We start from the raw sequence: 21,452 nt of genomic DNA on the forward strand, positions 1-21,452 counted from the left end.
AAGAGCTAAAAGTTTACATTTACAATGACACCCACTGTTAATTTTGTACTTTAGCCATTTAGCAACTAAAATTTATTTAGCTTAATAAACAAACAGGCGCTACATGGTTATTGCAAGAAAACGCCAAATAAGTTTGGCTGATACAAAATACTATCACTGTATTTCGCGCTGTGTACGCAATGCTTATTTATGCGGCGAAGACTCATTAACAGGCAAATCTTACGAACACCGAAGAGGCTGGGTAGAGCAAAAACTATTTAGCCTCGCTAAAATATTTTGTATTGATATTTGCGCTTACGCAGTTATGAGCAATCATACGCATATTGTACTTTATGTGGATGATAAAAAAGCAAATAGGTTAAATGACAAAGCCATAGTGCTGCGCTGGCATAAGCTTTGTAAAGGCACACCACTAACGCAAAAATTTTTACAAGGTGAGGAGCTTAGCAGTACTGAGCGCTATTTTTTAAGCCAAACTGTTATTCAATACAGAGAAAGATTATCTAGCATTAGCTGGTTTATGCGCGTTTTAAACGAACATATTGCCCGAAAAGCTAATAAAGAAGATAAATGCACTGGCCGGTTTTGGGAGGGGCGGTTTAAATCACAAGCTCTTCTTGATGAAGCAGCCCTTGCAGCTTGTATGGCTTACGTTGATTTAAATCCAATTAGGGCAAAAGCGGCTAAAACTCCTGAAAGCTCCAACTTTACAAGTGTGCAAAAACGTATTGAGGGCGCTAAAAATTCAAAGCAGCCCAAACAACTTTTAAAGTTTGCAGGTAAACCACGTAAATTTATGCCAAAAGGTTTACCGTTTGAGCTTAAATATTACCTTGAATTAGTTGAACTTACTGGGCGCATCATTCGCGATGATAAACCAGGGTTTATTGAAAGCACCCAACTCCCTTTATTAGAAAGAGTAAACATATCGCCAGAGAATTGGTTAAAACTCACTACTGACTTTACCCGCGTATTTCACGGTGCGGTAGGTAAACCGCAATCACATGTAAGTTATTGCGAACACTTAAATAAAAAGCGACGAGTAAATTATAGTAATTGTAAAAAGCTACTAGCCTAAAGCCTCCTTAATAGTTTAAAACTGCATAGCAGCAGGTTTAAGCATGCTCTTAATTTAGCTAACCACATACCTAACAACACATTTTTAAAATAACCGCCGTAAATGCCTCTAAATAAGCAATTAGCTTATGAGTTTTTAAAGTTGCCTGATTAATTAAGCCAATTTATTTAAAATTATGATGGGTGTCCTTCTAATTTAGTTATGGGTTATTCAGGTGGGTGTCTTATTAAGTTTATAAGCTTAGGTCGTTAACCCAATCAATCGATTGAAAAGTTAAGATGGGTGTCTCCTTATAATTATTCCAGTTAAAACCGATAAGTTAAAATGGGTGTCATTTAAAAAAAATAACAAGGCGCTGCAGCTTCACGCAGCATACAGCGCTTGTTGGCATGTAATGCGTTAAACGCTAATTAAAACTCATAGCTTATTTTGGCTGAAAAATTACGCCCAGGTTGGGTGTATTGGCTAAAGTCAGCACTTTGTGATTGCCCTGCAATTAGCTCAAAAGGGACATATTCTTTATCAAGCAAGTTAAGTACGCCTACATTTAACTGCCATGCCTGCCACTCGTAATTTGCGTATAAATCAACAACGCCGTAGCCATGTCCTTGGGTAGTTTTATCGCCGTTTGTATCAAGCACCACATCCGATTGCGATTTAGCTAAACGCCACGCAGCGGTCCAGTTAATATCGCCAAGCTCCGTGCTTAACAATACCGAGCCGTTTAGCGGGCTAATGCTGGTAAGTGGCTGATCGGTTTCTTTATTTTCACCATCAACATAGGCCACGTTTGCCTCTAGTAGTATATTTTCAGCAATATACATGGCAATTCCTCCTTCCACACCGCTTATTTGAGTTTCACTAATGTTTTGATACTGAAACAGCGTTTTGTTTACGCCAGGAATATATGTTGGCTCAACACCCACTACGGCGGTTTCAATAAAGTCATCGTATGCTGCATAAAAAGCACTTAAATTTACGCTAATATCGCTGCTGGCGTATCTTAACCCAAGTTCAAATGAGTCGCTGCTTTCAGGGTCTAAATCAGCGTTTGGTAATATTTGATAAAACGGTTCAACACCATGGCTTTGATAGGCTTGGTCGTGTGGCGGTATTTTAAAGCCTCGTACGTATTGCCCGTACCACGATAAGTTATCATCCACTTGGTAAATAACACCTAGTTTAGGCGAAAAAGCAGATTCGGTAATATCATCAAGCTGTGCATCGGCGTATAGCTCATCATTTTTAGCCTCTAGGGTGTAGTAATCATATCGCACACCTGCAATAACCGACCACGCACTGTTTTTAAACGACATACTATCTTGTACGTAGGCTCCTATTAAAGAGGTATCAGCCCCCGGGAATGCTTTTTGTTTTTGGTCTGTAAAATCAACCGTGCCATCAGCTAAAACACGGGTTTTAAAACGTGGGCGGGTGGTGTCGTATAAGTCTATATCAATCCCATATACCACTTCGTGATCGGTGGTTTCTCCTTTAAGTCCTTTATTAAATACCGCTTTTAAACCTAAAATATTTTGCTCAAAACGATAGTCGTTATAATCGGTGTAGGTGCTTGCACCGCTAATTTGGTCGCTTTGTTGCTCGTAACTACTGTAAGACACTTGCCCGTGCCATTTATCAAACGCCGCTGTTGCTACCTCTGAGTAGTAATCTAGCGCTAGTGACCAATTAGTGTCGTCTTCTTCGGTTTCTTGAACGGCGGGAGTAATTACTTGCTCAGTTGTTTGGTTAAAGTAATCAAGGGTGTATTTAACTGTGCGTTTTTCATCAAGCTGTTGCTCAAATTTAACTAATAAAGCGTCCGATTTCGCATCGTAGCCAGGTAAGTTTTCATCATAGTTTTGTACTTCTTCGCTGTCGCGGTGGCTATAAACGGCGCTTACAGCAAAGTCGCCTAAATCTTTTGCAGCGGTAATATCGGCGGCAACTTGGTTGCTTTGACCTTGATACCCAAGTGCCATTTTTACAAAGCTGCTGTTATCTTTTAAATAATCGCTTGGATCTTTGGTGGTTATAACCACAATGCCACCCAGTGCATCAGAGCCATACAAAGACGATGCTGCACCTTTGGCTACTTCTACTTGTTTTACGCCTGCAACATCAAAGTAATTGCGGCCAACTAAATAACCCCCTCCACCTGCGTAGCCATCGTTAGTGCGTCGGCCATCTTTTATAAATACAACACGGTTACCACCAACACCACGCACGGTAAGTGTTTGCGCGCCTGCGCCACTGCCTGTGGTTGCAATGCTAGGATCGTATTTAAACATGGTTTGTAAATCTACTGCTAGCTGGTGCTCTATGTCTTGTTCGGTAATAACCGTTACTGAGCCTGTTACATCTTTAAGCTTTTGTTCATAGCGCGAGCCACTTACAACAATATGGTCGTCAATTATGTTTTCGGCAAATGCAGCACCCGAGCCAAGTAATAAGGTTGCTATAGCAGTAAATTTAAATGCAGAGGGATTCATTTCAACTCCAAATGATAATAGTTATTATTTATGGCGGAGATGTTACAACTAAGTCAAATTGAGATCAATTAATTATGATAATCATTTTCATTTAGGTTTAATTGATTATAATAGCCGAAAAATAAAAACCGGAGTATGTAATGAAATACCTATTTATAGTGTTTGCTTTAATGGCCCAACCTGCACTTGCGCAAGAACGCGTTATTAGCGCGGGCGGCACCCTAACTGAAATAATTTATGCGCTAGGCCAACAAAATGACCTTGTAGCGGTTGATCAATCTAGCATGTACCCGCAACAAGCTACGCAGTTACCGCAGGTGGGTTATTATCGCGATTTAGCAGCAGAAGGCGTACTTTCTATGCGCCCAACCACCTTATTTGCGCTTGAAGGGGCAGGGCGAAGCCAAGCACTTAAGCAAATTGAGGCAACAGGGGTTAAGCTCATTCATTATAAAAAGCCTACTTCTGTTAACGAGCTACTTGCGCTAATTAAACGCTTGGGTGACGATTTAAACGCCCAGAAAAAAGCACAGTCACTTATTACTCAAATTAAAAAATCGCTGCCCAAAAAGGCAAAACAGCAAACGCACAGTGCGCTATTTTTACTCTCAGCTAATGAGCGCGGGCTTGTTGCCGCCGGGCAAGAAACCGTGCCTAATTTATTATTTAGCTACGCAGGCATTACTAATATAGGCGCTACGCATTCAGGCTTTAAAGCAATTAACACTGAGATACTGGCTGTAAATCAGCCCGATTTTTTAGTCGCCCCAGCCCACGTTGTACACAGCCTTGGCGGTAAGCAGGCCTTTTGTGAGCAACCTACTCTACGTTTATTAAAAGCGGCGCAAAGCTGTAATTTACTTGTAATGAATAGCCTGCTTTCGCTTGGCATGTCGCCGCGCATTGCCACAGCAATTAATGCGCTCAGCGAGTATAAAGCTAACTTATGAACACCCTAACATTGAGCCACTTTAGGCCTGTAACTCTTAGTCCAACCCATAAATGGATGCTATTTTCATCTGTTTGTATTTTTGCTTTGGCGCTACTAAGCATAGGGTACGGGCCTGCCGGATGGGATTGGCGTTTAGCCATTGCGTGGCTGGCACCCGAGTACTTTAACCAGTTTGATGCGCTACAAATTAATGTGGTTATGCAAATACGTTTGCCACGCTTTATGCTTGCTGTGCTTGTCGGGTTGGTGCTTGCCCAAACAGGCGCGTCAACGCAAGCACTGTGCCGCAACCCATTGGCCGACCCATCTATTATTGGCATTAGTGCGGGTGCGGCCATGGTTGCAGTAGCATTTATTGCACTTAGCGCGCAGTTTAGTTTTAACGCGCAGTTGTATTTACCTTATGCCTCGTTTTTGGGGGCGCTTGGGGTAACCTCGCTGGTATATTTTATTGCCAAGCAACAAGGGCAAATTAATATCACCACACTTATATTAGTGGGAGTGGCTATTAACGCATTAGCCTTTGCGGTTATTGGGCTATTGAGCTTTTTTGCTGACGACAGCGCACTACGATTAATAAATTACTGGACCATGGGCTCGTTAGGCGGAGCAAGCTGGGGCACTATTATTCAAGCTGCGCCTTTGCTGCTTATTAGTCTTATTGGCCTGTGGCGCTTAAAAGAGCCCATGAACTTACTCCTAATTGGCGAATCCCAAGCTCAGTACCTAGGAGTAGACACCAATAAACTTAAATTATATGTCATTATACTTGTTGCATTAGGTGTTGGTGCAGTCGTGGCGCTTACCGGCTTAATAGGGTTTGTTGGTTTAGTCGTCCCGCATATTGCCCGCCTAATGGTGGGGCCGCATTTACGTAATATGCTGCCGCTTTGTATGTTAATTGGCATAGTAGTATTGCTACTTTCAGACTGGTTAGCACGCTTAGTCGTTATGCCTGCAGAGCTACCTATTGGCATTATTACTGCGCTTTTAGGTGCGCCATTGTTTATTTATTTAATCGTTAAAAATAAGCGAGGTTGGTCATGATCGCGTTTAGTAATCTAAGCGTTGGCTTTGGCAACCATAGCGTTTTAAACACCATTAATGGCAGTGCTGAACAAGGCCAACTTGTCGCATTACTTGGTGAAAATGGCGCGGGTAAGTCTACTTTGCTACATACCTTAGCGGGTATGCATGCCTTTACAGGTAGTGTACTTTTTAATAATAAGCCGCTGGCCACTCACGCTAAAAAAAGCCTAGCTACACAGCGCGCAGTAATGATGCAAGCTAACCATGTAGGGTTTGATTTTACCGTATTTGAGCTTATTGCTATGGGCCGCTACCCGTATGTAGAGTCATTAAAAATGCAAAGCGAAAAAGTACATAAGTACGCCGCTATTATGGATTTAAGTAATTACTTAACTCGCCGCGTAAGTGCGCTTTCGGGCGGCGAGCAACAACGTGTGCATATGGCGCGCACTTTAGCGCAACTAAACGCCTTCACACAATCGGCCGAGCCAAAACTCATGCTGCTCGACGAGCCTACATCCGCACTTGATATGCGCCATCAGCATGCTTTGCTCAGCTGCGTTAAAGCATTTGTAGAGCAAGGTAACAGCGCTATTATAGCAATACACGATCTAAATTTGGCCAGCCTGTATGCAACCGACGCTATTTTACTGCACAACAAAAAAGTGCTGCAAAGCGGGCCTATAAACACTGTACTAACTGAACAAAACTTACAACAAATGTACGCCATGAAACTGCACGTAAATCCTCATCCTTATAACGATGCACCCATGGTTTTTTCTCAACGTCAGGAGTTTTTATGAGAGAGCAAGCATTAAACGATGCACGCACCTTGGTTTACAAAACCAATGCCGGTGTTATGTCGACTATTTCTAATAATTTACGCGGCTACCCGTTTGGCTCAGTAACTCCCTATATGTGCGACGAGCAAGGCCGGGTTTACTTTTTTATTAGCGATATAGCCCAGCACACTAAAAACCTAAAACACGACTCTCGTATGAGCCTAACTATTTTTGATGCCGCCGACAGTGGCGATCAAAACGAGCACGGGCGAGTAACGCTTGTAGGCGATGGCTCTATTGTGCCAAGTGAGCAAGCACACACTTTACTTAATAACTATATTGCCCTATACCCCGAAGCCGCTAGCTATCGCAACGCGCACGACTTTCAATTATGGCAATTAGACGTAGTACGAGTGCGTTACATTGGCGGATTTGGCAAAATATTTTGGCTTGAACAAACCGAGTGGCAGGGCGAGGCAAAAGCCTGGGACGAAAGCCAGCAGCAAAGCATGATTAACCACATGAACGACGATCATCAAGATGCTATGTCGCTCATATTAATGCAGCACCACAGCGTTGCTGATAACACCCCAATAATGAGCGGCCTATTACCCACAGGCTTTTATATACAAAGCCAAAAGCGTAACTACTTTATTAACTTTAAAGCCTTGTGCAACAGCCCGTTAGAGGTTCGTAAAGCGTTGGTTGAGTTAACTAACCAAGCCCGCAATAACTAAATATATGACGACATAGTTAACCTGAGCCCTAGCTAAAAGATTCACTAACTATGTCGTTATTTTATAAGCAAACTGTTTGCTCGCCGCGTTTAGCTAACGCTTTAAAAGCCGCTTGTTGATGCTGTTTTTGCACATAACGAGGTGGCAAAGCGTTAACCTGCAACTGATACCCTGTTTGATTAGCTTGCACACTTGTTACCGGCGATATCCAAACAACATTGAGCGATGGTGCTAACCGCTTAATAACACGCGCTATACCTTCACCATTTTTCACATGAAAATCGCCCGCTATATGCATTACCCGCGCACCGTTATGATTATTCAAATAGTTAACAATAGACTCAGCCATGGTTTCATCCCAGGTAACTTGCGCAGCATAATAGTTTTCGTTTTGACTCGCCGTGCCGTGGTGCATTGATGCCATAAAGCGTTGTTTATAATCACTGGGGGAGGTATCAATAGTGCTGGCAATATAACTTTGCTGTGTTTCATCAAGTTTATTTAGGTAACTTATGCCTTGCCTGCCAATACAGGTAACAATGTTTTTAGGTGCATTTGCTGCTATTACATCGCTATTGTTCGCTTTAGCCAGCTCTATAAGTGGCCGATAATCGCTTTTGTAATTGGGCCACGCTTGCGTGTTATCAATTAAATATTGCTCGCCAATTTCACCCTTAACGTACTGATTTAAAATAGGCTGATCAGCACGGCTAAATTGCTCAAGCGACAGGGCTGTGCGTTTATTACTTTTGCTTAATTGCTCAAATAACGCAGCCTGAAATAAATGCACGCCCGGGTGCGTATGCCATTCACCTACTAAAATCACATCGGCATTTAAAAGTGTTGGCTCTAATAATACAGAGCTAACAGGTTTTGCTTGTGAATTGTAAAGTGCTGAAAAATATAATGATGAGCTGTTATCAGGCGGCAAAGTGGTTGTACTACAACCGCCCAAACCAGTCACTAACGCCAGAGCTAACATAGACTTTTTCATACGCACTTCACACACCCATTAATACAAATAATTATCAATATCATATATTTATAATGCGCTTTATACCACCCCAATAAAACATAAACCCAAATAAATACAAATAAAAACAATTATCATTTGATCTATTTGTATTTCTACTTTACAGTTTTAGCAAGTAAATAAATGAGGAACATATTATGGCTTTGCCATTTCTGTGCGCTAGGCATAAACAACATGTTTTATGCCAACCTGAGCAAGCACTTATAGATATTGAAACCGCACAATTAAGTGGTGAGGCATTATTTAAACAAACCCAGTTTGCACAGGCATTACCGCATTTAGGTAGTGCGCTAGAAAGCGTTACGTTACTAACGCAAATGCATAATTACGCCGATAAAACGCAGCTTATCCAAATAACCTCACTTACAGAGCGCCTGTATGCCACGCTGTATTTTTTAGGCGAAAAACACGCTGCCCATAACGCCCTAGCACAATCAATTAGCCTGCTATACGACCTTTTTTATTGTGACGACAAACTCAGTGATTTTGTTTTTGCATGTATTGCGCAACTTAAAAAGCTCGCATTACAACACCCACAACACCTTACAGAGCACTAATATATGCACAATTTAAGCGAGTACCAGCAATGGCAAAGCTATACAAAAGTAGGTAACGAATGCTTTAACAATGGCAATATTAAAAGTGCTAAAAGCCACTACCAAGTTGCTTTGTCGTTATCTAATAACTTGTTAAGCGCACACCCAACAGATAAAGCCGCTGTATGTGCCATGTTGGTCGCTCATCATAATTTAGCAACGTTACTCGCGCAGCAAACGCAATGTGGCTCAGCCTACAGTTTATTAAAACAAGCCCAACACCGCCTAGAAAAACAGCTTAGCAATAGCCATAAGCACAACGACTTATCGGCTTTATTGTGGGGGCTAAGTAAAAACCGCAGTGAGCTTATGGTGTTTGTTAAAACGCATTCATTTACACCCATCTCGTTTGCAACACAGAGTCTTAATTAAAGGAGATAAACAATTGAAAAATTTACTCGTTATTTTTATAGCCATGGTGAGCTTACCGCTTTTTGCCCACGAAGGTCACGACCACGCGCATTGGTCTGCTGCGTACTTACACTTACTATTTTATGGCGCCATTATAGCCGTAGTAGCCGCTTTTTCGTTTTCGTTTTACAAACGTGCCAAGCGCAATAAATCATAAGGAAACGCAGTATGCTTTACTCATTTATTAACAGCCTAGATAAACTTTTAAAATTTAAAAGTGCAGCAGCACATTGCGATATTCCTTGCAAAATATACGACCCAAGCACGGCACAAATTGCAGCATTAAGCGTAATTAGATTTATAGACATTATTAACGAATTAGAACAACCGCTATCAGTAGCAAATACTGCACAACTTGCGCGGTTAGTGCGCGAAAAAGAAATTCATGCTTCTAAAGTAAAAGAAGAAGTACGCGTAATTTGGGGCGACTACTTTAAACAGCCTCAGTTTGATCAGTTTCCTGATACGCATGCATTAGTGCATTCAATTATGCTCACTGCATCAAAGTGTAAACAACATATAGATCGCGAACATGCTGAGCAATTACTCGCACTAGTAAATCAATTTGCAGACTCGTTTTGGCAAACCAAAGGCATTGCAACCTATCAAGCAAAAAGCCCATACCCGCCAAGCGAGCACGTGGTCTACCCAGACCTAAAAAGCGCCTAGCTCTCACGTTGTGTTAAAGTGCAACATAAGCAAAGTAAGGGGGCAGAGTATGTCTCCTACTTTTTTTGATTTAGATTATGTACTAAGTATGTGCTGGCCAAATATAAACTACCAACTAGGTGATGTAGTACTGGTAGAGCACCCAAAGTATGGCCGCATCATCAAACGTATTTGCCATATAGGACTGCATAATACCTACTTATTAAGCGGCGACCATGCCAGTAGCACAAGTACAAAAGAGCTTGGTTTAATCAAGCAAGGGAATATTTTAGGCCGCGTTATATTTCATATAAAACAGCCTCGCTACAAAAATTAAAAGTAAGGCTACTTTGCCAGCAGCTTAATAAACTTTAGCTTGCTCATATAAGCGGCTTGTAGGGCGGTTAGTGTGTTTAGGCTTGGTATTTTTTGGTAAATATCAAAACAATAACGGCCAGTAATAAAGGCACAAACGATGCCCATAAAACGGTGTGCCAACCGTAGGCACTTAATAACCCACCCGATGAAAAAGAGCCCACCGCCATTAAGCCAAACACAATAAAATCACTAAACGATTGAGCACGGTTTTTTTCTTCTGGCTTGTGCGTTTCGAGCACTAATGCTGATGCCCCTAAAAAGCCAAAGTTCCAACCTATACCTAACAAAATTAACAGCGCGTAAAAGTGATATACACCTTCACCTAAAAAGCCTATAGCTGCTGAAATTGCAGTTAAACTAATACCAAAAACAGAAATACGAGCAGCCCCAAAACGTGCAATGAGCTTACCGGTAAAAAAGCTAGGTGCATACATAGCAATAACATGCCACTGCATTCCTAAGTTTGCTGACTCTTGGCTATGTCCGTGCATATGCATTGCCAAAGGGGCCGATGTCATCAAAAAGTTCATCACCATATACGATGCTGCACCACAAATAACCGCGCTTATAAATCGTGGTTGCAAAGCTATTGTGCTCAATGACCTTCCTGAATATGCTTGATTTGCTAAAGGCTTAGCCAATTTAACGCCAAACAAAATAACACCAGCGAGAGCCGCGACAATGGCTTGCGCTATAAATGTGGCAGCAAACATTTTGTCTGACCATAGGTGCATGGTATGCGTAACTAACTGAGAGCCAATAACACCTGCAGCTACGCCACCTGCCATTACCATAGAAAGCGCTTGCGGGCGTTTATTTTCGGGCACGCCATCGGTTGCAGCAAACCGAAATGATAAGGCCACTGCCGCATAAGCGCCGCCCAATAGCGCAGATAAACAGTACAGCCAAAAACTGTCTATATACAACGCAATAGCCGCTAATAGTCCGGTTAAAACTCCCGCGCCAGTTCCGGCCATAAAGGCTGCACGGCGGCCATATTTTCGTGCTAATTCACCGGCGGGTAAAACACACAACGCCATGCCCAAAACAAAAATAGAAACAGGTAAAGTGGCTAAAAGTGCAGTAGGAGCAAGCAAACTGCCCACTACCGCACCTGTTGCATATAGCACAACGCTATTAGCCCCAGAAAGTGCCTGGGCTAACATTAAACGCCATAAGTTAGCTGTTTGAACTTGAGGGTCGCTCGGCTCAAGCCTATCTGAGTCTATAGCGTTTAATTTTTGCATGATTTCACTTTCCTAAAAGTATGTAAGGGGCTAAAAAGAGAGTTGTAGTTGAGGTATTTAAATGTCTAACGCCACTAAAAAGCGCGATACCATGTTATAAGCAGCCACAGTTGCTACCGCTTCTACAGTTTGCGTTTCGCCAAATAGTGCTTTTAATCGTTCAATAACGTCGCTATCAACATTTACTTTAGTGGTTGACTGCTCAGTAAGTTCAAGCAAAGCCAGCTCCTGCTCAGAGAATAACTCAGCATTTACTACCACACTTTTAAGTGCAGTTGCTTTTTCATCGCTACCGCCAGCTTGTATGTATGCTGGGTAGTGCACATTCCATTCAAAATCGGCTTTGTTTAATACCGCCACACGCAGCATAATAAGTTCGCGGTACTCAAGCGATAAACCAAAGTTTGCTCTAACGCGCCCTAGCAACTCATTCCAGCCTTTAGCTAAAGGAAAGCTTTTTAGTAGTACTCTATCTATACCTATTAATTCACCGTTTGGACGACGACCTTGCATTTCGGCGAGTAGTTCGGCTGGGGCTTGCTCGCCATCTTGCCATGGCGATACTCTTACTTGTGACATAATATTTACTCCTAATTAAACGCCACTTTAGTCATTTAAGTGGCTAACTTGGAGCGAAATCTTACGGGGAATGAACGTGGTTAACCACAGAGATTATCTTTTAATATGGTAAACATTTTCTTTACTGTTATGAGTTATAAAAGTACTCCTGAGCTTTAATTTCTTTTAGCCCGCGGGTTTTCTACCTCTTTAAATAGCCATTCTTTAAATGCCTGTATTCTTGGCAGCTCAGCACATTCGGGGCGATAAATAACGTAATACGCCAAAGGCGATTCAAAATAAATATGAGGGAATAACCTGACCAATCGCCCAGAGGCTAGGTCATCTTTAGCCATTACACTGCGTGCTAACGCCACGCCGTGACCGTCAATAGCTGACTGCAATACAGCCGCTGAGTTATTTATTTGAATACTTTTAGTGGTTAAAGGGCCTGTTACTCCGGCTTTTTTTAACCACGCCGACCAAGACGGAAAACCCGTATGGTCATCCATTGACTGATCGTGTATTAGGGTTTCGTTCAATAGTTTATCTATGGTATTTAAGCGGTTTGAGTCTTCTAAAAACTTAGGAGAGCATACCGGGTATACCTCTTCATCCATTAGTTTTTCTGCGCTTAAGCCCTGCCAAGTGCCTACACCAAAGCGTATGCCTATATCTATACGTTGCTCAGTAAAATCGACCGGCTTTAAATTAGTATTTAAATTTACACTGGTTTGCGAACATATTTCTTGAAAAAAATGCAACCTAGGTAATAACCATTTAGCGGCAAATGCAGGGCTTACTGCAACCGTTAATGCACCGCTTATGGCGTTGTCTTTTAAAATGTCTAGCCCTTGAGCAAGTTTATCAAACCCTTCGCGTATTAATGGCAGGGCACTTTGCGCGGTTTCGGTGGTTATTAGCCGTGTTTTACCAGAGCTCATTCTATGAAACAGCGGTGTGTCGAGCCACTCTTCTAATGTTTTTACCAGCTGCCCAACGGCTGCTGGGGTTACGTTTAGCTCATCAGCTGCCGCTGAAAAACTTTGGTGCCTTGCGCTTGCTTCAAACGCTTTTAATGCATTGAGATGTATAGGTGATTTCATACGATAAACTTTTTCTTTATTGATGATTCAGATTATCTCGTTTGTTAAAGCAAGTAAATAAGTAAAAAATACCTCCCAAGCCAAACAGCAAGTTACTTGCTATTAGGCAACTCAATACTTTTTATTTATATAACAAATACAGCGCATATTAGCGCTTGGAGAAATAATCATGACTAAGCAATTTTTAGGTAAAAAGTTACTCGTTATTGGTGGTACTAGCGGCATGGGTTTTGACACGGCTCGATTAATTTTAGAGCAAGGCGGCCAAGCTGTCATTGTTGGCCACCGTAAAGAAAAAGCCCAAGCAGCAAAAGAGCAGCTATCAGCTTTAGGCACTGTTGAGGTGTTAACCGCTGATTTAACCAGCGATGAAGGCGTGCAAAACTTAATTAATACACTTTCACAAGACCACACAGACGTCGATTTACTGGTAAATGCTGCCGGTGTGTTTTTCCCTAAACCATTTTTAGAGCACGAAGCGGCTGATTACGATCAATACATGCAAATTAACCGCGCGTTGTTTTTTATTACACAAAAAGTAGCCGCTAATTTAGTGGCAGCAAAACGCGCAGGCGCCATTGTTAATGTGGGTTCTATGTGGGGTAAGCAAGCTATTGCCGCTACACCCTCGTCGGCGTATTCAATGGCTAAAGCAGGTTTACATGCGCTAACGCAACATCTAGCAATGGAATTAGCAGCGCACAATATTCGCGTTAATGCAGTATCGCCAGCGGTTGTACAAACGCCAATTTACGAAGGTTTTATTCCTAAAGCAGAAGTAAACGATGCCCTACAAGGCTTTAACAGCTTTCATCCAATTGGCCGTGTAGGTACAAGCGAAGATGTCGCCAACACCATTGCGTTTTTACTCAGCGACAAAGCCGCTTGGGTCACAGGTGCCGTATGGGATGTTGACGGCGGCGTAATGGCAGGTCGTAACTAATAAATATTGTAAGCGCTAATGGGCTAAAGCAGCCCATAGCTAAATTTAATCACTGGAGAGCAAATATGGTTTATTTACAAATTACACTAAGTGTTGACCACGGTAATAGAAAAGCAGCAACAGAGGTTTTTAACACCTACAAAGCCCCATTTTTAGACACTGTAAGAGGCGCAGTTTCAAAAGAGCTATTAGCGCGTGATGAAGATGTACAAGTGCTTCACGGCTTTGAAACTATTGAGCACGCTCATGAGTATTTAGAAAGCGATTTATTTAATGCCGATGTAGTTACCGCGCTCGCGCCACTACTTACTAATGACCCAGAAGTACGCATTTACTGCGTAGCTGAGTAAAAACTTAAGATAGGAAAGTAAAAAATGTCACAAGATTGGAACGCGTACCGCACCGAAGTAATGAACACTGTAGGTGCGTTTGCTAAGCAAAGCCCAGATACCCTACGCGGATTAATGACAATGGATGGCGCTGGCGCAAAAACAGGCCATTTAACGCCTAAATTACATGAGCTAATAGCACTCGCTGTTGCCGTAACAACACGTTGTGATGGGTGTATTGCAATGCACACTAAAAAAGCGGTTGAGCACGGCGCAACAATTGGTGAAATATCTGAAGCGTTAGGCGTTGCTGTAGCCTTAAATGCAGGTGCAGCGCTAACTTACAGTGCACGAGTACTTGACGCCCACGCACAATTACAAAACGCTTAATAAGCGTAAATTTATAGAGCAATAACTTATGTTATTGCTCTTATTTTATTTAGGTTGGACAAATGCGAGTCAATTCAGATTTTTCACAACACGCTTTAATGCTGCCAAGTCAATATAGTTGGCAAACATCGCCTCAGGCGGGTGTTGAGCGCGTAATGCTCGACAGAATAGGCGCTGAAAAAGCCAGAGCAACAAGCGTAGTACGCTACGCGCCTGAGTCTACTTTTCCAAGCCATGCTCACCCAGGTGGAGAAGAAATAATGGTACTTTCGGGCACTTTTTCAGATGAGTCGGGCGACTACCCGCAAGGCTTTTATTTACGAAATCCGCCAGGGTCTTCACATGCACCTAAAAGTAAAAGTGGCGCAACCATTTTTGTAAAACTGTGGCAAATGTGCATAACAGAAACCACCTCTGTGCGCATAAATACACACGATCCGGCTACGTGGATAACACAAAATAACCGCACAATATGCCCGCTTTATCAAGATGATAACGAAGTAACTAAACTGGTTAAGTTAACCCCGCAACAGCCCCTATTTGATAACCTAAAAGCACATAATGCCTTAGAGCTATTTGTACTGGGCGGCAGCGTAATACACAACGAGGTAGAATATTCAAAAGGAAGCTGGCTAAGGCTGCCAAGCACGAGTAAAGCATTAATATCAGCGGGAAATAACAGCGCTACAATTTACTTAAAAGTAGGTAATTTTAAAAATATAGGCTGTGGAGGCTAAATAATGCGTACAAAAATTGCGATTATAGGCGGTGGGCTAAGCGGCGTGTATGCTGCTTACCAGTTAGAGCAACGCGGCATTACCGATTACATATTGCTTGAAGCCAGAGACCAATTAGGTGGCCGTATTATGAACTTTACTCATCATTCGCAAGCGACAACAAATAACTTTGATCTGGGCCCAACGTGGTTTTGGCCAGAGTTTCAGCCGCAATTAAATGCCATTATTAAAACCCTAAACCTAAAAGCATTTGCCCAGTACGAGCAAGGCAATACCTTAGTAGAGCGCTCACATACACAACCGCCCACAGCCATGCCCGGTTATACGCATGCTCCTACGTCTATGCGGCTAAAGGGTGGCATGGGCACACTTATTAATGCCTTACATGCAAAGCTTAGCAACAAACACATAGTGACCGGCGCTTTGGTAAACACAATTACCCACCAACACGGTCATATTGAAGTTAACTTTAGCACCTCTAACACAACCGACAATAAAGTAAACGTTGAGCACGTAATGCTTGCGCTGCCGCCACGCTTAGCCGTAAGCCAAATAACGTTTACCCCCGCGTTGCCAAGCGATTTAGTATCGCAGTGGCAAAATACCGCAACCTGGATGGCCCCCCACGCTAAGTATATTGCTGTGTACGATACGCCATTTTGGCGTAAGCAAACGCTCTCGGGCAGCGCCCGCAGCAGTGTTGGGCCAATGGCTGAAATACACGATGCATCAAACCCACAAGGCCAAGCCGCATTATTTGGCTTTATTGGCATACCCGCTGATGATAGAAAACGCATTAGTAATGAAGATTTAATCACACATTGCAAAGCGCAGTTAGTTAGGCTTTTTGGCGCACAAGCCGCCACACCCAAAGCCGATATTATTAAAGACTGGGCACAAGACCCACTCACAGCAACGTCGCTTGATACTCACGCAGCTAATACACATACCCCAGCACCTTACATAACCGCGCAAAATGGCCCGTGGTATCAAAATTTAGTCGGTATTGGCAGCGAATGGTCGGTGCAATTTCCAGGCTATGTAGCTGGTGCGGTTGATGCAGCAAACATAGGCGTTGAGCTGTATTTAAAAAGTGTTAAGCGTGATGTGTAGAGGCTGAGGTTTGAGCTTAGCGTTTTAATGGATAGCTCATAACGGCAGCTGATGGGCGGTTATGAGCGAACTCCGGAGATTAGACATAATTTTTGCGAAAATCCGCTTCAGACAAAGAGCGGACGCTCAGGTTTAAAAACTCATAGTGCTGCTTTGTGCCAATAGAGGATCACCAGCCTAAACTCGTTTTTGCCCCAAAACGAGTTAACGTAAATGCTCTAAGGGTGGCTTTAAGCGGAGAGCAGAGAGTCGAACAAAATCATTTTTGGACAAAAGTGATTTAACGTAATTACTCTATAGGTCGTAAAGTTACCCTAAATTCGAGGCTTGCTCATCTGATACGGAAAGACCACTGTTAAATATTGACTTGGAACAGGTAAAAACTACTTTGAATTTAACTCTATCCCATTTGCCTCTGACCATTTTCTTAAATCATCTAAAATAGAAAGTGCTGATTTGCCAAAATCAGTAAGTTCATATGTAACAGCTATGGGTCTGTCGCTTATAACCCTTCTAATTACCATACCTTCTTCTTCAAGTTCCTTGAGACGTTGATCAACCATTTTTTTTGTTGCGCCGCCTAGCATTCGAGTTAAGTCATTAAATCGGACTGGCTCATCTTTTAAATGATAAATGATTGATCCTTTCCATTTTCCACCGATCAAACGCATACCTTTTTCAATCGCGCAAGGCTCCATGCACGCGTTATAAACTTTTTTCCTTCCCTTACCATCTGTTTTTATTGAACTTTCCACAGTTTCTCTCTTATTTTCTTAAGGTTACTAAAAGTATACTAATTGATTGTAGTTAAAAGGTATATAAAATATACCACGGTTAGGCATTCAGAATAAATTTTATTTTTGGAGAAACACAAATGAGCAATATTTTAATTATTAATGGTCACCAATATTACCCTTTTTCGGAAGGCAAGCTAAACACTACGCTAGTAGAAAAAGCAGTTTCTATATTAGAGGCAAAAGGCCATAAAACTCGCGTAGTTACAATCTCAGAAGAGATTAATGTTGAGAAAGAACTTGAAAATCATCAATGGGCTGACATCGTTATTCTTCAAACCCCGGTAAACTGGATGAGTGTTACCTGGTCATTCAAAAAATACATGGATGAAGTCTATACAGCGGGTATGGGGGGTGCACTATGTGTTGGTGATGGTCGTGACGAATCTGCACCTAAAAAGAACTATGGCATGGGTGGCACACTAACTAATACAAAATACATGATGTCGCTAACGTTAAATGCGCCAGAAGAAGCGTTTAATGATGAAAACGAATTCTTTAATGGAAAATCAATTGATGACCTATTATTCCCTATGCATATGAACTTCAAGTTTTTTGGTATGAAGCCTATGGAAACATTTGCATGCTTCGATGTGATGAAAAATGCAGAGATTGAAAGCGACTTCAAACGTTTTGAAGCTCACATTAACAAACATTTTTAAGGGGTAGTTATGAGCGTTGAATATACTACTAAATTACACGCGGGAGCTGACTTCCCTGTAATTGAAGCAAAGCTATTAAATGGTGATATTAAAAAGCTTTCTATTCCTGAAAATGGTTTGGATTGGAAGATGGTTGTTGTTTACAGAGGTCAACATTGCCCTCTTTGTACACGATACCTGAACCAATTAGGAAACGCGAAAGACTTACTTGCTCAAACAGGCGTAGATTTGATCGCCGTTTCTGGTGACAGTAAAGAGCAACTCGAAAGTCATATGGAAAGACTTAATGTGGCTTTCCCTATTGCATACGGCCTTACCCTTGAACAAATGGAAGAGCTTGGGTTGTATATATCAGATCCAAGGTCCCTAGAAGAAACCGATCATCCATTTGCTGAACCGGGGCTATTTGTAGTCAATAGTGAAGGAAAAGTTCACGTAGCAGACATTTCTAACAATCCGTTTGTAAGACCTGAACTTCAGTCTCTAATTAGTGGCTTAGCTTGGATACGAAACCCTGACAACAACTACCCCATTCGTGGTATGCATAAATAGGAGCTACTATGAAAAAGGTTGTATTGACTGCTGTTATTTCAGCCCTATTACTTGGAAACGCATTTGCAGATGACACAATAGTCGAACCTGCTCACATCGCATCTCCAAAACAATATGAACTTCTTCTTGAGAACGAACAGGTTACGGTGCTTAAGATGACACTTAAACCAGGAGAACAAGATAATTGGCATAAGCACAATGCTGAGACTGTTTACTTCGAAAAAGGTGGCAAGGCAACGATAATAACGAGTGAAAAAGACATGACTTTGGAGATCCCGGATGGCTACGTGATGTGGCATGACCAATGGGAACACCAAGTTAAAAATGTTGGTAACAAAACAATCACTGCAATTATCGTAGAGAAGAAATAATGATGTCAAAGACCCAAACTAACGATTGAAATCGTTTCTGGTGTGGTATGTCCTAGGTGTGTAATTGGCTATAGTCGCTTAAAAGCAGCATTAGCCAATTGCCTTGCCCTGAATCTTTAGTCACTCTGTAGCATCGAATTAGAACGATTGGGACAGTTTGGTTTCCATTCTAATGGGCATAAACAATTTAATCATGAATGACTGCTCATGACACAGCACCGTCCTTCGCTCATAGTTGACCTCTGTCCCTAAAAGTGCAATTTCCGCAATACGTAATCTTCTGCCGCTTAATTACAAATAATCGAACACCAGCTTTTGGCACTCTCTAGCCACACGACAACATAAAATGGTGATAATAATTGGCAAGGTATTTTACTATTTAGGATGGCGCTTCGCTTATCCGACCTAAACAGGCATATACCTAACAGCTAAAGTTAATACTCCACAAACTTCGTTAATTCGCATTAACGCCCTATATTTAACAGCAAATCCATTTACACATTAGAGCGCGTTGATTCTATAAACCCTTTTACATAATCAAGCTGTAAGTCGTCATCGCGCACACCTACATTAACGCTTTTTTGCAGCCCTTTATTACCTATGCTGATGCCTTTTATGCCTAAACGACTTTCGTGCGATGACACTAGCCACTCTGGTAATACTGCTACCCCCCGATTGGCCGACACTAATTGCAGCATCATTTCAGTGCTTTCTATGGGTACTCTGCGTTTGGGTTGCACGTTAGCGGGGTCTAAAAATCGGGTGTAAACATCTAAGCGGTTGTAGCCTACGGGCACGGTGTAAAGTATTTGGTTTTCGAGATCTTGTGCTGTAACAAACGCTTTGTTGTATAGCGGGTTTTGCTCGCTTACTACAATACATAAATTGTAGTTAAACACAGACCTAAAATTTAAGCCCTCTGTATTTACGGGGTCGGGGGTTATTAGCACATCTATTTCGTTGGCTTTTAGCGCTGCTATGCCATCAAATCTAAAGGCACTTTTTATTTCTACGTCTACCTCTGGCCATGCTTTTAAAAATTGCTGAATTTTGCCCATTAACCATTGCTCACACGGGTGACACTCCATTCCTATGCGCATTATTCCTCGGCGGCCTTGGGCAAACTCTTGTAATACTCGCTCGGCGTGCTCAAACTCGGTGACCATTTTGTCTGCAAGTGAAAGTAAATAAAGCCCCGCCTGAGAATATACAAGCGTATTGCCTTTACGATGCCACAGTTTTACGCCAAATCGGCGCTCTAATTTAGCAATAGTATGGCTCACAGCCGACTGACTTAAGTTTAAACTTTCGGCCGCGGCGGTCACGCTTTTAAGGCGATTAACCTCTTTAATAATGTGTAGATGATTACGTTCAAGCATTATGATTTATATTCATTCCAAAACCAGTTTTTACCATTAGTGTTCATAATGGCGTTTTGGTAATATTATCACATTACATACCCAAGTCTATGCACTTTGCTGTTGTGCTATGTATACACACCAGCAAAACACCTAGCATTTAACGTATTACCAGGAGATACAGCCTATGTTTAGCGACTCTTTCTATACTTTTATATTAATAGGTATAGGGGGCACACTAGTGTTAGATATTTACGCGGGGTTACTCGCTAAGTTTTTTGATTTACCCGCCACAAATTGGCGATTAGTTGGGCGCTGGGTAGGTCATATGAAGTCGGGGCAATTTTATCAGCCTGCACTACCTAAGGCCGAAAAAATACCGGGTGAGCTTGGTATTGGTTGGGTTGTACATTACCTAATTGGCATAGCGTACGGGTTAATATTAATGGTGTGTGTAAACACGCAGTGGCTTGATTTGCCAACCATACTACCTGCATTACTTGTTTCGTGGTTTGGCATAGTTGCCCCCTTTTTTATAATGATGCCAGGCATGGGCGCGGGTATGGCCGGTGCAAAAACACCTAACCCCACAGTTACGCGCATAAAAAGCTTTGTAGGGCACACCATATTTGGCTTAGGCATGTTTTTAACCGCACTGGTTTTAGCATAATTTTAAGTAGGAAAGCAGTACATGAACATTTTAAATTTAAGCACCTATTCTACGCATATAAAAATAGTGGGCTTAATCGCTATTGTTATTTCAATAGCTGCGTGGAGCACAGACTTATTAGGCATAGTGTATGCTTGCCCCTATTGTAGAGTGCAGCGCTCAGTAATAGGCCTGTTAGGTTTATTATTAATAACGCCTGCGGTTACACACTGGATAGGCAAATATTTTGCTTTAGTGATTGGTTTTTTTGGCGCAACAGTGGCCGCTAATCAGCACTTTATGGGCTGGAAAAAAATATCAGCTGGCACCTTTGAATTTAAAGATAACCTGTTAGTTGACCCCTTTATTTTATCGGCCTGTGCACTAACAGGTATTATTGGGCTCACTTATTTAGCAGTAACAGCCGCAAAGTTACCTGCTAAAACGGCTTAACATTTAGTACCCTAGCTAAAACAAACAAGGCGCACTTTTTATTAAAAGTGCGCC

At 42.0% G+C, this 21,452-nt stretch carries 27 protein-coding genes; 20 read left to right on the plus strand and 7 right to left on the minus strand.

Annotation, left to right across the window (positions count from 1 at the left end):
* The first annotated feature begins 103 nt into the window (after positions 1-103).
* Positions 104-1,078, plus strand: a complete 975-nt coding sequence (locus AN393_RS00400; RefSeq protein WP_055013523.1) for a transposase — start codon at positions 104-106, stop codon at positions 1,076-1,078.
* Between the two features lie 410 nt (positions 1,079-1,488).
* On the opposite strand, the gene AN393_RS00405 is transcribed toward AN393_RS00400, so the two are convergent.
* Positions 1,489-3,570 (minus strand): TonB-dependent hemoglobin/transferrin/lactoferrin family receptor, encoded by a 2,082-nt coding sequence (locus tag AN393_RS00405; RefSeq protein ID WP_055017025.1) that lies wholly within the window; start codon positions 3,568-3,570, stop codon positions 1,489-1,491.
* 140 nt (positions 3,571-3,710) lie between these two features.
* On the opposite strand from AN393_RS00405, the gene AN393_RS00410 reads away from it, so the two are divergent.
* Genes AN393_RS00410 through AN393_RS00425 form a run of 4 tightly spaced genes read left to right on the plus strand, consistent with a single transcriptional unit; the run spans position 3,711 to position 7,070 of the window.
* Complete coding sequence (locus AN393_RS00410; protein ID WP_055017026.1) at positions 3,711-4,520, plus strand: hemin ABC transporter substrate-binding protein; 810 nt, start codon at positions 3,711-3,713, stop codon at positions 4,518-4,520.
* A complete protein-coding gene (locus tag AN393_RS00415) occupies positions 4,517-5,569 on the plus strand; it encodes an iron ABC transporter permease (protein WP_055013526.1) in 1,053 nt (350 codons plus the stop codon). Before AN393_RS00410 ends, AN393_RS00415 begins: the two co-directional genes overlap by 4 nt.
* The gene (locus tag AN393_RS00420; RefSeq protein ID WP_055013527.1) at positions 5,566-6,354 is read left to right on the plus strand and encodes a heme ABC transporter ATP-binding protein; all 789 of its coding nucleotides are present in this window, start codon (positions 5,566-5,568) and stop codon (positions 6,352-6,354) included. Before AN393_RS00415 ends, AN393_RS00420 begins: the two co-directional genes overlap by 4 nt.
* Positions 6,351-7,070 (plus strand): HugZ family protein, encoded by a 720-nt coding sequence (locus AN393_RS00425; RefSeq protein WP_055017027.1) that lies wholly within the window; start codon positions 6,351-6,353, stop codon positions 7,068-7,070. The genes AN393_RS00420 and AN393_RS00425 overlap by 4 nt, the downstream gene beginning before the upstream one ends.
* A gap of 61 nt (positions 7,071-7,131) precedes the next feature.
* On the opposite strand, the gene AN393_RS00430 is transcribed toward AN393_RS00425, so the two are convergent.
* Positions 7,132-8,064, minus strand: a complete 933-nt coding sequence (locus AN393_RS00430) for a ChaN family lipoprotein (RefSeq protein WP_055017028.1) — start codon at positions 8,062-8,064, stop codon at positions 7,132-7,134.
* A gap of 176 nt (positions 8,065-8,240) precedes the next feature.
* Between AN393_RS00430 and AN393_RS00435 the strand changes: the two genes are divergently transcribed.
* Genes AN393_RS00435 through AN393_RS00455 form a run of 5 tightly spaced genes read left to right on the plus strand, consistent with a single transcriptional unit; the run spans position 8,241 to position 10,095 of the window.
* Positions 8,241-8,660 (plus strand): hypothetical protein, encoded by a 420-nt coding sequence (locus tag AN393_RS00435; RefSeq protein WP_055017029.1) that lies wholly within the window; start codon positions 8,241-8,243, stop codon positions 8,658-8,660.
* Positions 8,661-8,663: 3 nt separating this feature from the next.
* Complete coding sequence (locus AN393_RS00440) at positions 8,664-9,071, plus strand: hypothetical protein (protein ID WP_055017030.1); 408 nt, start codon at positions 8,664-8,666, stop codon at positions 9,069-9,071.
* Between the two features lie 13 nt (positions 9,072-9,084).
* Complete coding sequence (locus tag AN393_RS00445; protein WP_055013532.1) at positions 9,085-9,267, plus strand: hypothetical protein; 183 nt, start codon at positions 9,085-9,087, stop codon at positions 9,265-9,267.
* A gap of 11 nt (positions 9,268-9,278) precedes the next feature.
* On the plus strand, positions 9,279-9,779 hold the full coding sequence (sodN, locus tag AN393_RS00450) for a superoxide dismutase, Ni (protein ID WP_055013533.1): 501 nt from the start codon (positions 9,279-9,281) through the stop codon (positions 9,777-9,779).
* A 10-nt stretch (positions 9,780-9,789) separates the two neighbouring features.
* Positions 9,790-10,095 (plus strand): S24 family peptidase, encoded by a 306-nt coding sequence (locus AN393_RS00455; protein ID WP_268795547.1) that lies wholly within the window; start codon positions 9,790-9,792, stop codon positions 10,093-10,095.
* A 76-nt stretch (positions 10,096-10,171) separates the two neighbouring features.
* Here the strand turns inward: AN393_RS00455 and AN393_RS00460 are convergent, their stop codons facing one another.
* The 3 genes from AN393_RS00460 to gcvA all read right to left on the minus strand — a co-directional run bounded on the left by AN393_RS00460 (position 10,172) and on the right by gcvA (position 13,047).
* Positions 10,172-11,383, minus strand: coding sequence for an MFS transporter (locus tag AN393_RS00460; protein WP_055017031.1), 1,212 nt, complete (start codon positions 11,381-11,383; stop codon positions 10,172-10,174).
* Positions 11,384-11,440: 57 nt separating this feature from the next.
* Complete coding sequence (locus tag AN393_RS00465) at positions 11,441-11,962, minus strand: carboxymuconolactone decarboxylase family protein (protein WP_055013536.1); 522 nt, start codon at positions 11,960-11,962, stop codon at positions 11,441-11,443.
* 155 nt (positions 11,963-12,117) lie between these two features.
* Positions 12,118-13,047, minus strand: a complete 930-nt coding sequence (gene gcvA, locus AN393_RS00470; protein ID WP_055013537.1) for a transcriptional regulator GcvA — start codon at positions 13,045-13,047, stop codon at positions 12,118-12,120.
* A 169-nt stretch (positions 13,048-13,216) separates the two neighbouring features.
* Between gcvA and AN393_RS00475 the strand changes: the two genes are divergently transcribed.
* The 5 genes from AN393_RS00475 (at position 13,217) to AN393_RS00495 (ending at position 16,559) form a co-directional block, all read left to right on the plus strand.
* On the plus strand, positions 13,217-13,990 hold the full coding sequence (locus AN393_RS00475) for an SDR family NAD(P)-dependent oxidoreductase (protein WP_055017032.1): 774 nt from the start codon (positions 13,217-13,219) through the stop codon (positions 13,988-13,990).
* A 65-nt stretch (positions 13,991-14,055) separates the two neighbouring features.
* The gene (locus tag AN393_RS00480) at positions 14,056-14,340 is read left to right on the plus strand and encodes a hypothetical protein (protein WP_055017033.1); all 285 of its coding nucleotides are present in this window, start codon (positions 14,056-14,058) and stop codon (positions 14,338-14,340) included.
* Positions 14,341-14,364: 24 nt separating this feature from the next.
* Entirely contained in the window at positions 14,365-14,709 is a 345-nt protein-coding gene (locus AN393_RS00485; protein ID WP_055013540.1) for a carboxymuconolactone decarboxylase family protein, read from the plus strand.
* A gap of 62 nt (positions 14,710-14,771) precedes the next feature.
* Positions 14,772-15,446 (plus strand): cupin domain-containing protein, encoded by a 675-nt coding sequence (locus tag AN393_RS00490; protein WP_055017034.1) that lies wholly within the window; start codon positions 14,772-14,774, stop codon positions 15,444-15,446.
* A gap of 3 nt (positions 15,447-15,449) precedes the next feature.
* Positions 15,450-16,559, plus strand: a complete 1,110-nt coding sequence (locus AN393_RS00495) for an FAD-dependent oxidoreductase (protein WP_055017035.1) — start codon at positions 15,450-15,452, stop codon at positions 16,557-16,559.
* Positions 16,560-16,942: 383 nt separating this feature from the next.
* On the opposite strand, the gene AN393_RS00500 is transcribed toward AN393_RS00495, so the two are convergent.
* Positions 16,943-17,314 (minus strand): helix-turn-helix domain-containing protein, encoded by a 372-nt coding sequence (locus AN393_RS00500; RefSeq protein WP_055013543.1) that lies wholly within the window; start codon positions 17,312-17,314, stop codon positions 16,943-16,945.
* Positions 17,315-17,433: 119 nt separating this feature from the next.
* Between AN393_RS00500 and AN393_RS00505 the strand changes: the two genes are divergently transcribed.
* The 3 genes from AN393_RS00505 to AN393_RS00515 are packed head-to-tail and all read left to right on the plus strand — an operon-like array spanning position 17,434 to position 18,938.
* Positions 17,434-18,015 (plus strand): NAD(P)H-dependent oxidoreductase, encoded by a 582-nt coding sequence (locus AN393_RS00505; protein ID WP_055013544.1) that lies wholly within the window; start codon positions 17,434-17,436, stop codon positions 18,013-18,015.
* Between the two features lie 9 nt (positions 18,016-18,024).
* A complete protein-coding gene (locus tag AN393_RS00510) occupies positions 18,025-18,567 on the plus strand; it encodes a peroxiredoxin-like family protein (RefSeq protein WP_055013545.1) in 543 nt (180 codons plus the stop codon).
* Between the two features lie 8 nt (positions 18,568-18,575).
* On the plus strand, positions 18,576-18,938 hold the full coding sequence (locus tag AN393_RS00515) for a hypothetical protein (RefSeq protein WP_055013546.1): 363 nt from the start codon (positions 18,576-18,578) through the stop codon (positions 18,936-18,938).
* Positions 18,939-19,432: 494 nt separating this feature from the next.
* Here the strand turns inward: AN393_RS00515 and AN393_RS00520 are convergent, their stop codons facing one another.
* Entirely contained in the window at positions 19,433-20,317 is an 885-nt protein-coding gene (locus AN393_RS00520; RefSeq protein ID WP_055013547.1) for a LysR family transcriptional regulator, read from the minus strand.
* A 166-nt stretch (positions 20,318-20,483) separates the two neighbouring features.
* Here AN393_RS00520 and AN393_RS00525 point away from each other — a divergent pair, with 166 nt between their 5' ends.
* Together AN393_RS00525 and AN393_RS00530 are read left to right on the plus strand one after the other, a co-directional pair.
* Positions 20,484-20,966, plus strand: coding sequence for a DUF2938 domain-containing protein (locus tag AN393_RS00525; protein ID WP_055013548.1), 483 nt, complete (start codon positions 20,484-20,486; stop codon positions 20,964-20,966).
* Between the two features lie 21 nt (positions 20,967-20,987).
* Positions 20,988-21,398: a disulfide bond formation protein B gene (locus AN393_RS00530; RefSeq protein ID WP_055013549.1), complete on the plus strand. Its 411-nt coding sequence runs from the start codon at positions 20,988-20,990 to the stop codon at positions 21,396-21,398.
* Positions 21,399-21,452 lie beyond the last annotated feature (54 nt).

This window comes from Pseudoalteromonas sp. P1-25 (assembly GCF_001401805.1).
GTDB lineage: Bacteria > Pseudomonadota > Gammaproteobacteria > Enterobacterales > Alteromonadaceae > Pseudoalteromonas.

What these genes read in the sequence shown, in the direction of transcription:
- AN393_RS00505 (WP_055013544.1), top strand. Translation starts at nt 17,434, where the DNA reads ATGAGCAATATTTTAATTATTAATGGTCACCAATATTACCCTTTTTCG.
- AN393_RS00480 (WP_055017033.1), top strand. Translation starts at nt 14,056, where the DNA reads ATGGTTTATTTACAAATTACACTAAGTGTTGACCACGGTAATAGAAAA.
- sodN (WP_055013533.1), top strand. Translation starts at nt 9,279, where the DNA reads ATGCTTTACTCATTTATTAACAGCCTAGATAAACTTTTAAAATTTAAA.
- AN393_RS00430 (WP_055017028.1), bottom strand. Translation starts at nt 8,064, where the DNA reads ATGAAAAAGTCTATGTTAGCTCTGGCGTTAGTGACTGGTTTGGGCGGT.
- AN393_RS00460 (WP_055017031.1), bottom strand. Translation starts at nt 11,383, where the DNA reads ATGCAAAAATTAAACGCTATAGACTCAGATAGGCTTGAGCCGAGCGAC.
- AN393_RS00530 (WP_055013549.1), top strand. Translation starts at nt 20,988, where the DNA reads ATGAACATTTTAAATTTAAGCACCTATTCTACGCATATAAAAATAGTG.
- AN393_RS00515 (WP_055013546.1), top strand. Translation starts at nt 18,576, where the DNA reads ATGAAAAAGGTTGTATTGACTGCTGTTATTTCAGCCCTATTACTTGGA.
- AN393_RS00495 (WP_055017035.1), top strand. Translation starts at nt 15,450, where the DNA reads ATGCGTACAAAAATTGCGATTATAGGCGGTGGGCTAAGCGGCGTGTAT.
- AN393_RS00410 (WP_055017026.1), top strand. Translation starts at nt 3,711, where the DNA reads ATGAAATACCTATTTATAGTGTTTGCTTTAATGGCCCAACCTGCACTT.
- AN393_RS00485 (WP_055013540.1), top strand. Translation starts at nt 14,365, where the DNA reads ATGTCACAAGATTGGAACGCGTACCGCACCGAAGTAATGAACACTGTA.
- AN393_RS00405 (WP_055017025.1), bottom strand. Translation starts at nt 3,570, where the DNA reads ATGAATCCCTCTGCATTTAAATTTACTGCTATAGCAACCTTATTACTT.
- AN393_RS00435 (WP_055017029.1), top strand. Translation starts at nt 8,241, where the DNA reads ATGGCTTTGCCATTTCTGTGCGCTAGGCATAAACAACATGTTTTATGC.
- AN393_RS00440 (WP_055017030.1), top strand. Translation starts at nt 8,664, where the DNA reads ATGCACAATTTAAGCGAGTACCAGCAATGGCAAAGCTATACAAAAGTA.
- AN393_RS00490 (WP_055017034.1), top strand. Translation starts at nt 14,772, where the DNA reads ATGCGAGTCAATTCAGATTTTTCACAACACGCTTTAATGCTGCCAAGT.
- AN393_RS00510 (WP_055013545.1), top strand. Translation starts at nt 18,025, where the DNA reads ATGAGCGTTGAATATACTACTAAATTACACGCGGGAGCTGACTTCCCT.
- AN393_RS00425 (WP_055017027.1), top strand. Translation starts at nt 6,351, where the DNA reads ATGAGAGAGCAAGCATTAAACGATGCACGCACCTTGGTTTACAAAACC.
- AN393_RS00400 (WP_055013523.1), top strand. Translation starts at nt 104, where the DNA reads ATGGTTATTGCAAGAAAACGCCAAATAAGTTTGGCTGATACAAAATAC.
- AN393_RS00420 (WP_055013527.1), top strand. Translation starts at nt 5,566, where the DNA reads ATGATCGCGTTTAGTAATCTAAGCGTTGGCTTTGGCAACCATAGCGTT.
- AN393_RS00415 (WP_055013526.1), top strand. Translation starts at nt 4,517, where the DNA reads ATGAACACCCTAACATTGAGCCACTTTAGGCCTGTAACTCTTAGTCCA.
- AN393_RS00525 (WP_055013548.1), top strand. Translation starts at nt 20,484, where the DNA reads ATGTTTAGCGACTCTTTCTATACTTTTATATTAATAGGTATAGGGGGC.
- gcvA (WP_055013537.1), bottom strand. Translation starts at nt 13,047, where the DNA reads ATGAAATCACCTATACATCTCAATGCATTAAAAGCGTTTGAAGCAAGC.
- AN393_RS00475 (WP_055017032.1), top strand. Translation starts at nt 13,217, where the DNA reads ATGACTAAGCAATTTTTAGGTAAAAAGTTACTCGTTATTGGTGGTACT.
- AN393_RS00465 (WP_055013536.1), bottom strand. Translation starts at nt 11,962, where the DNA reads ATGTCACAAGTAAGAGTATCGCCATGGCAAGATGGCGAGCAAGCCCCA.
- AN393_RS00520 (WP_055013547.1), bottom strand. Translation starts at nt 20,317, where the DNA reads ATGCTTGAACGTAATCATCTACACATTATTAAAGAGGTTAATCGCCTT.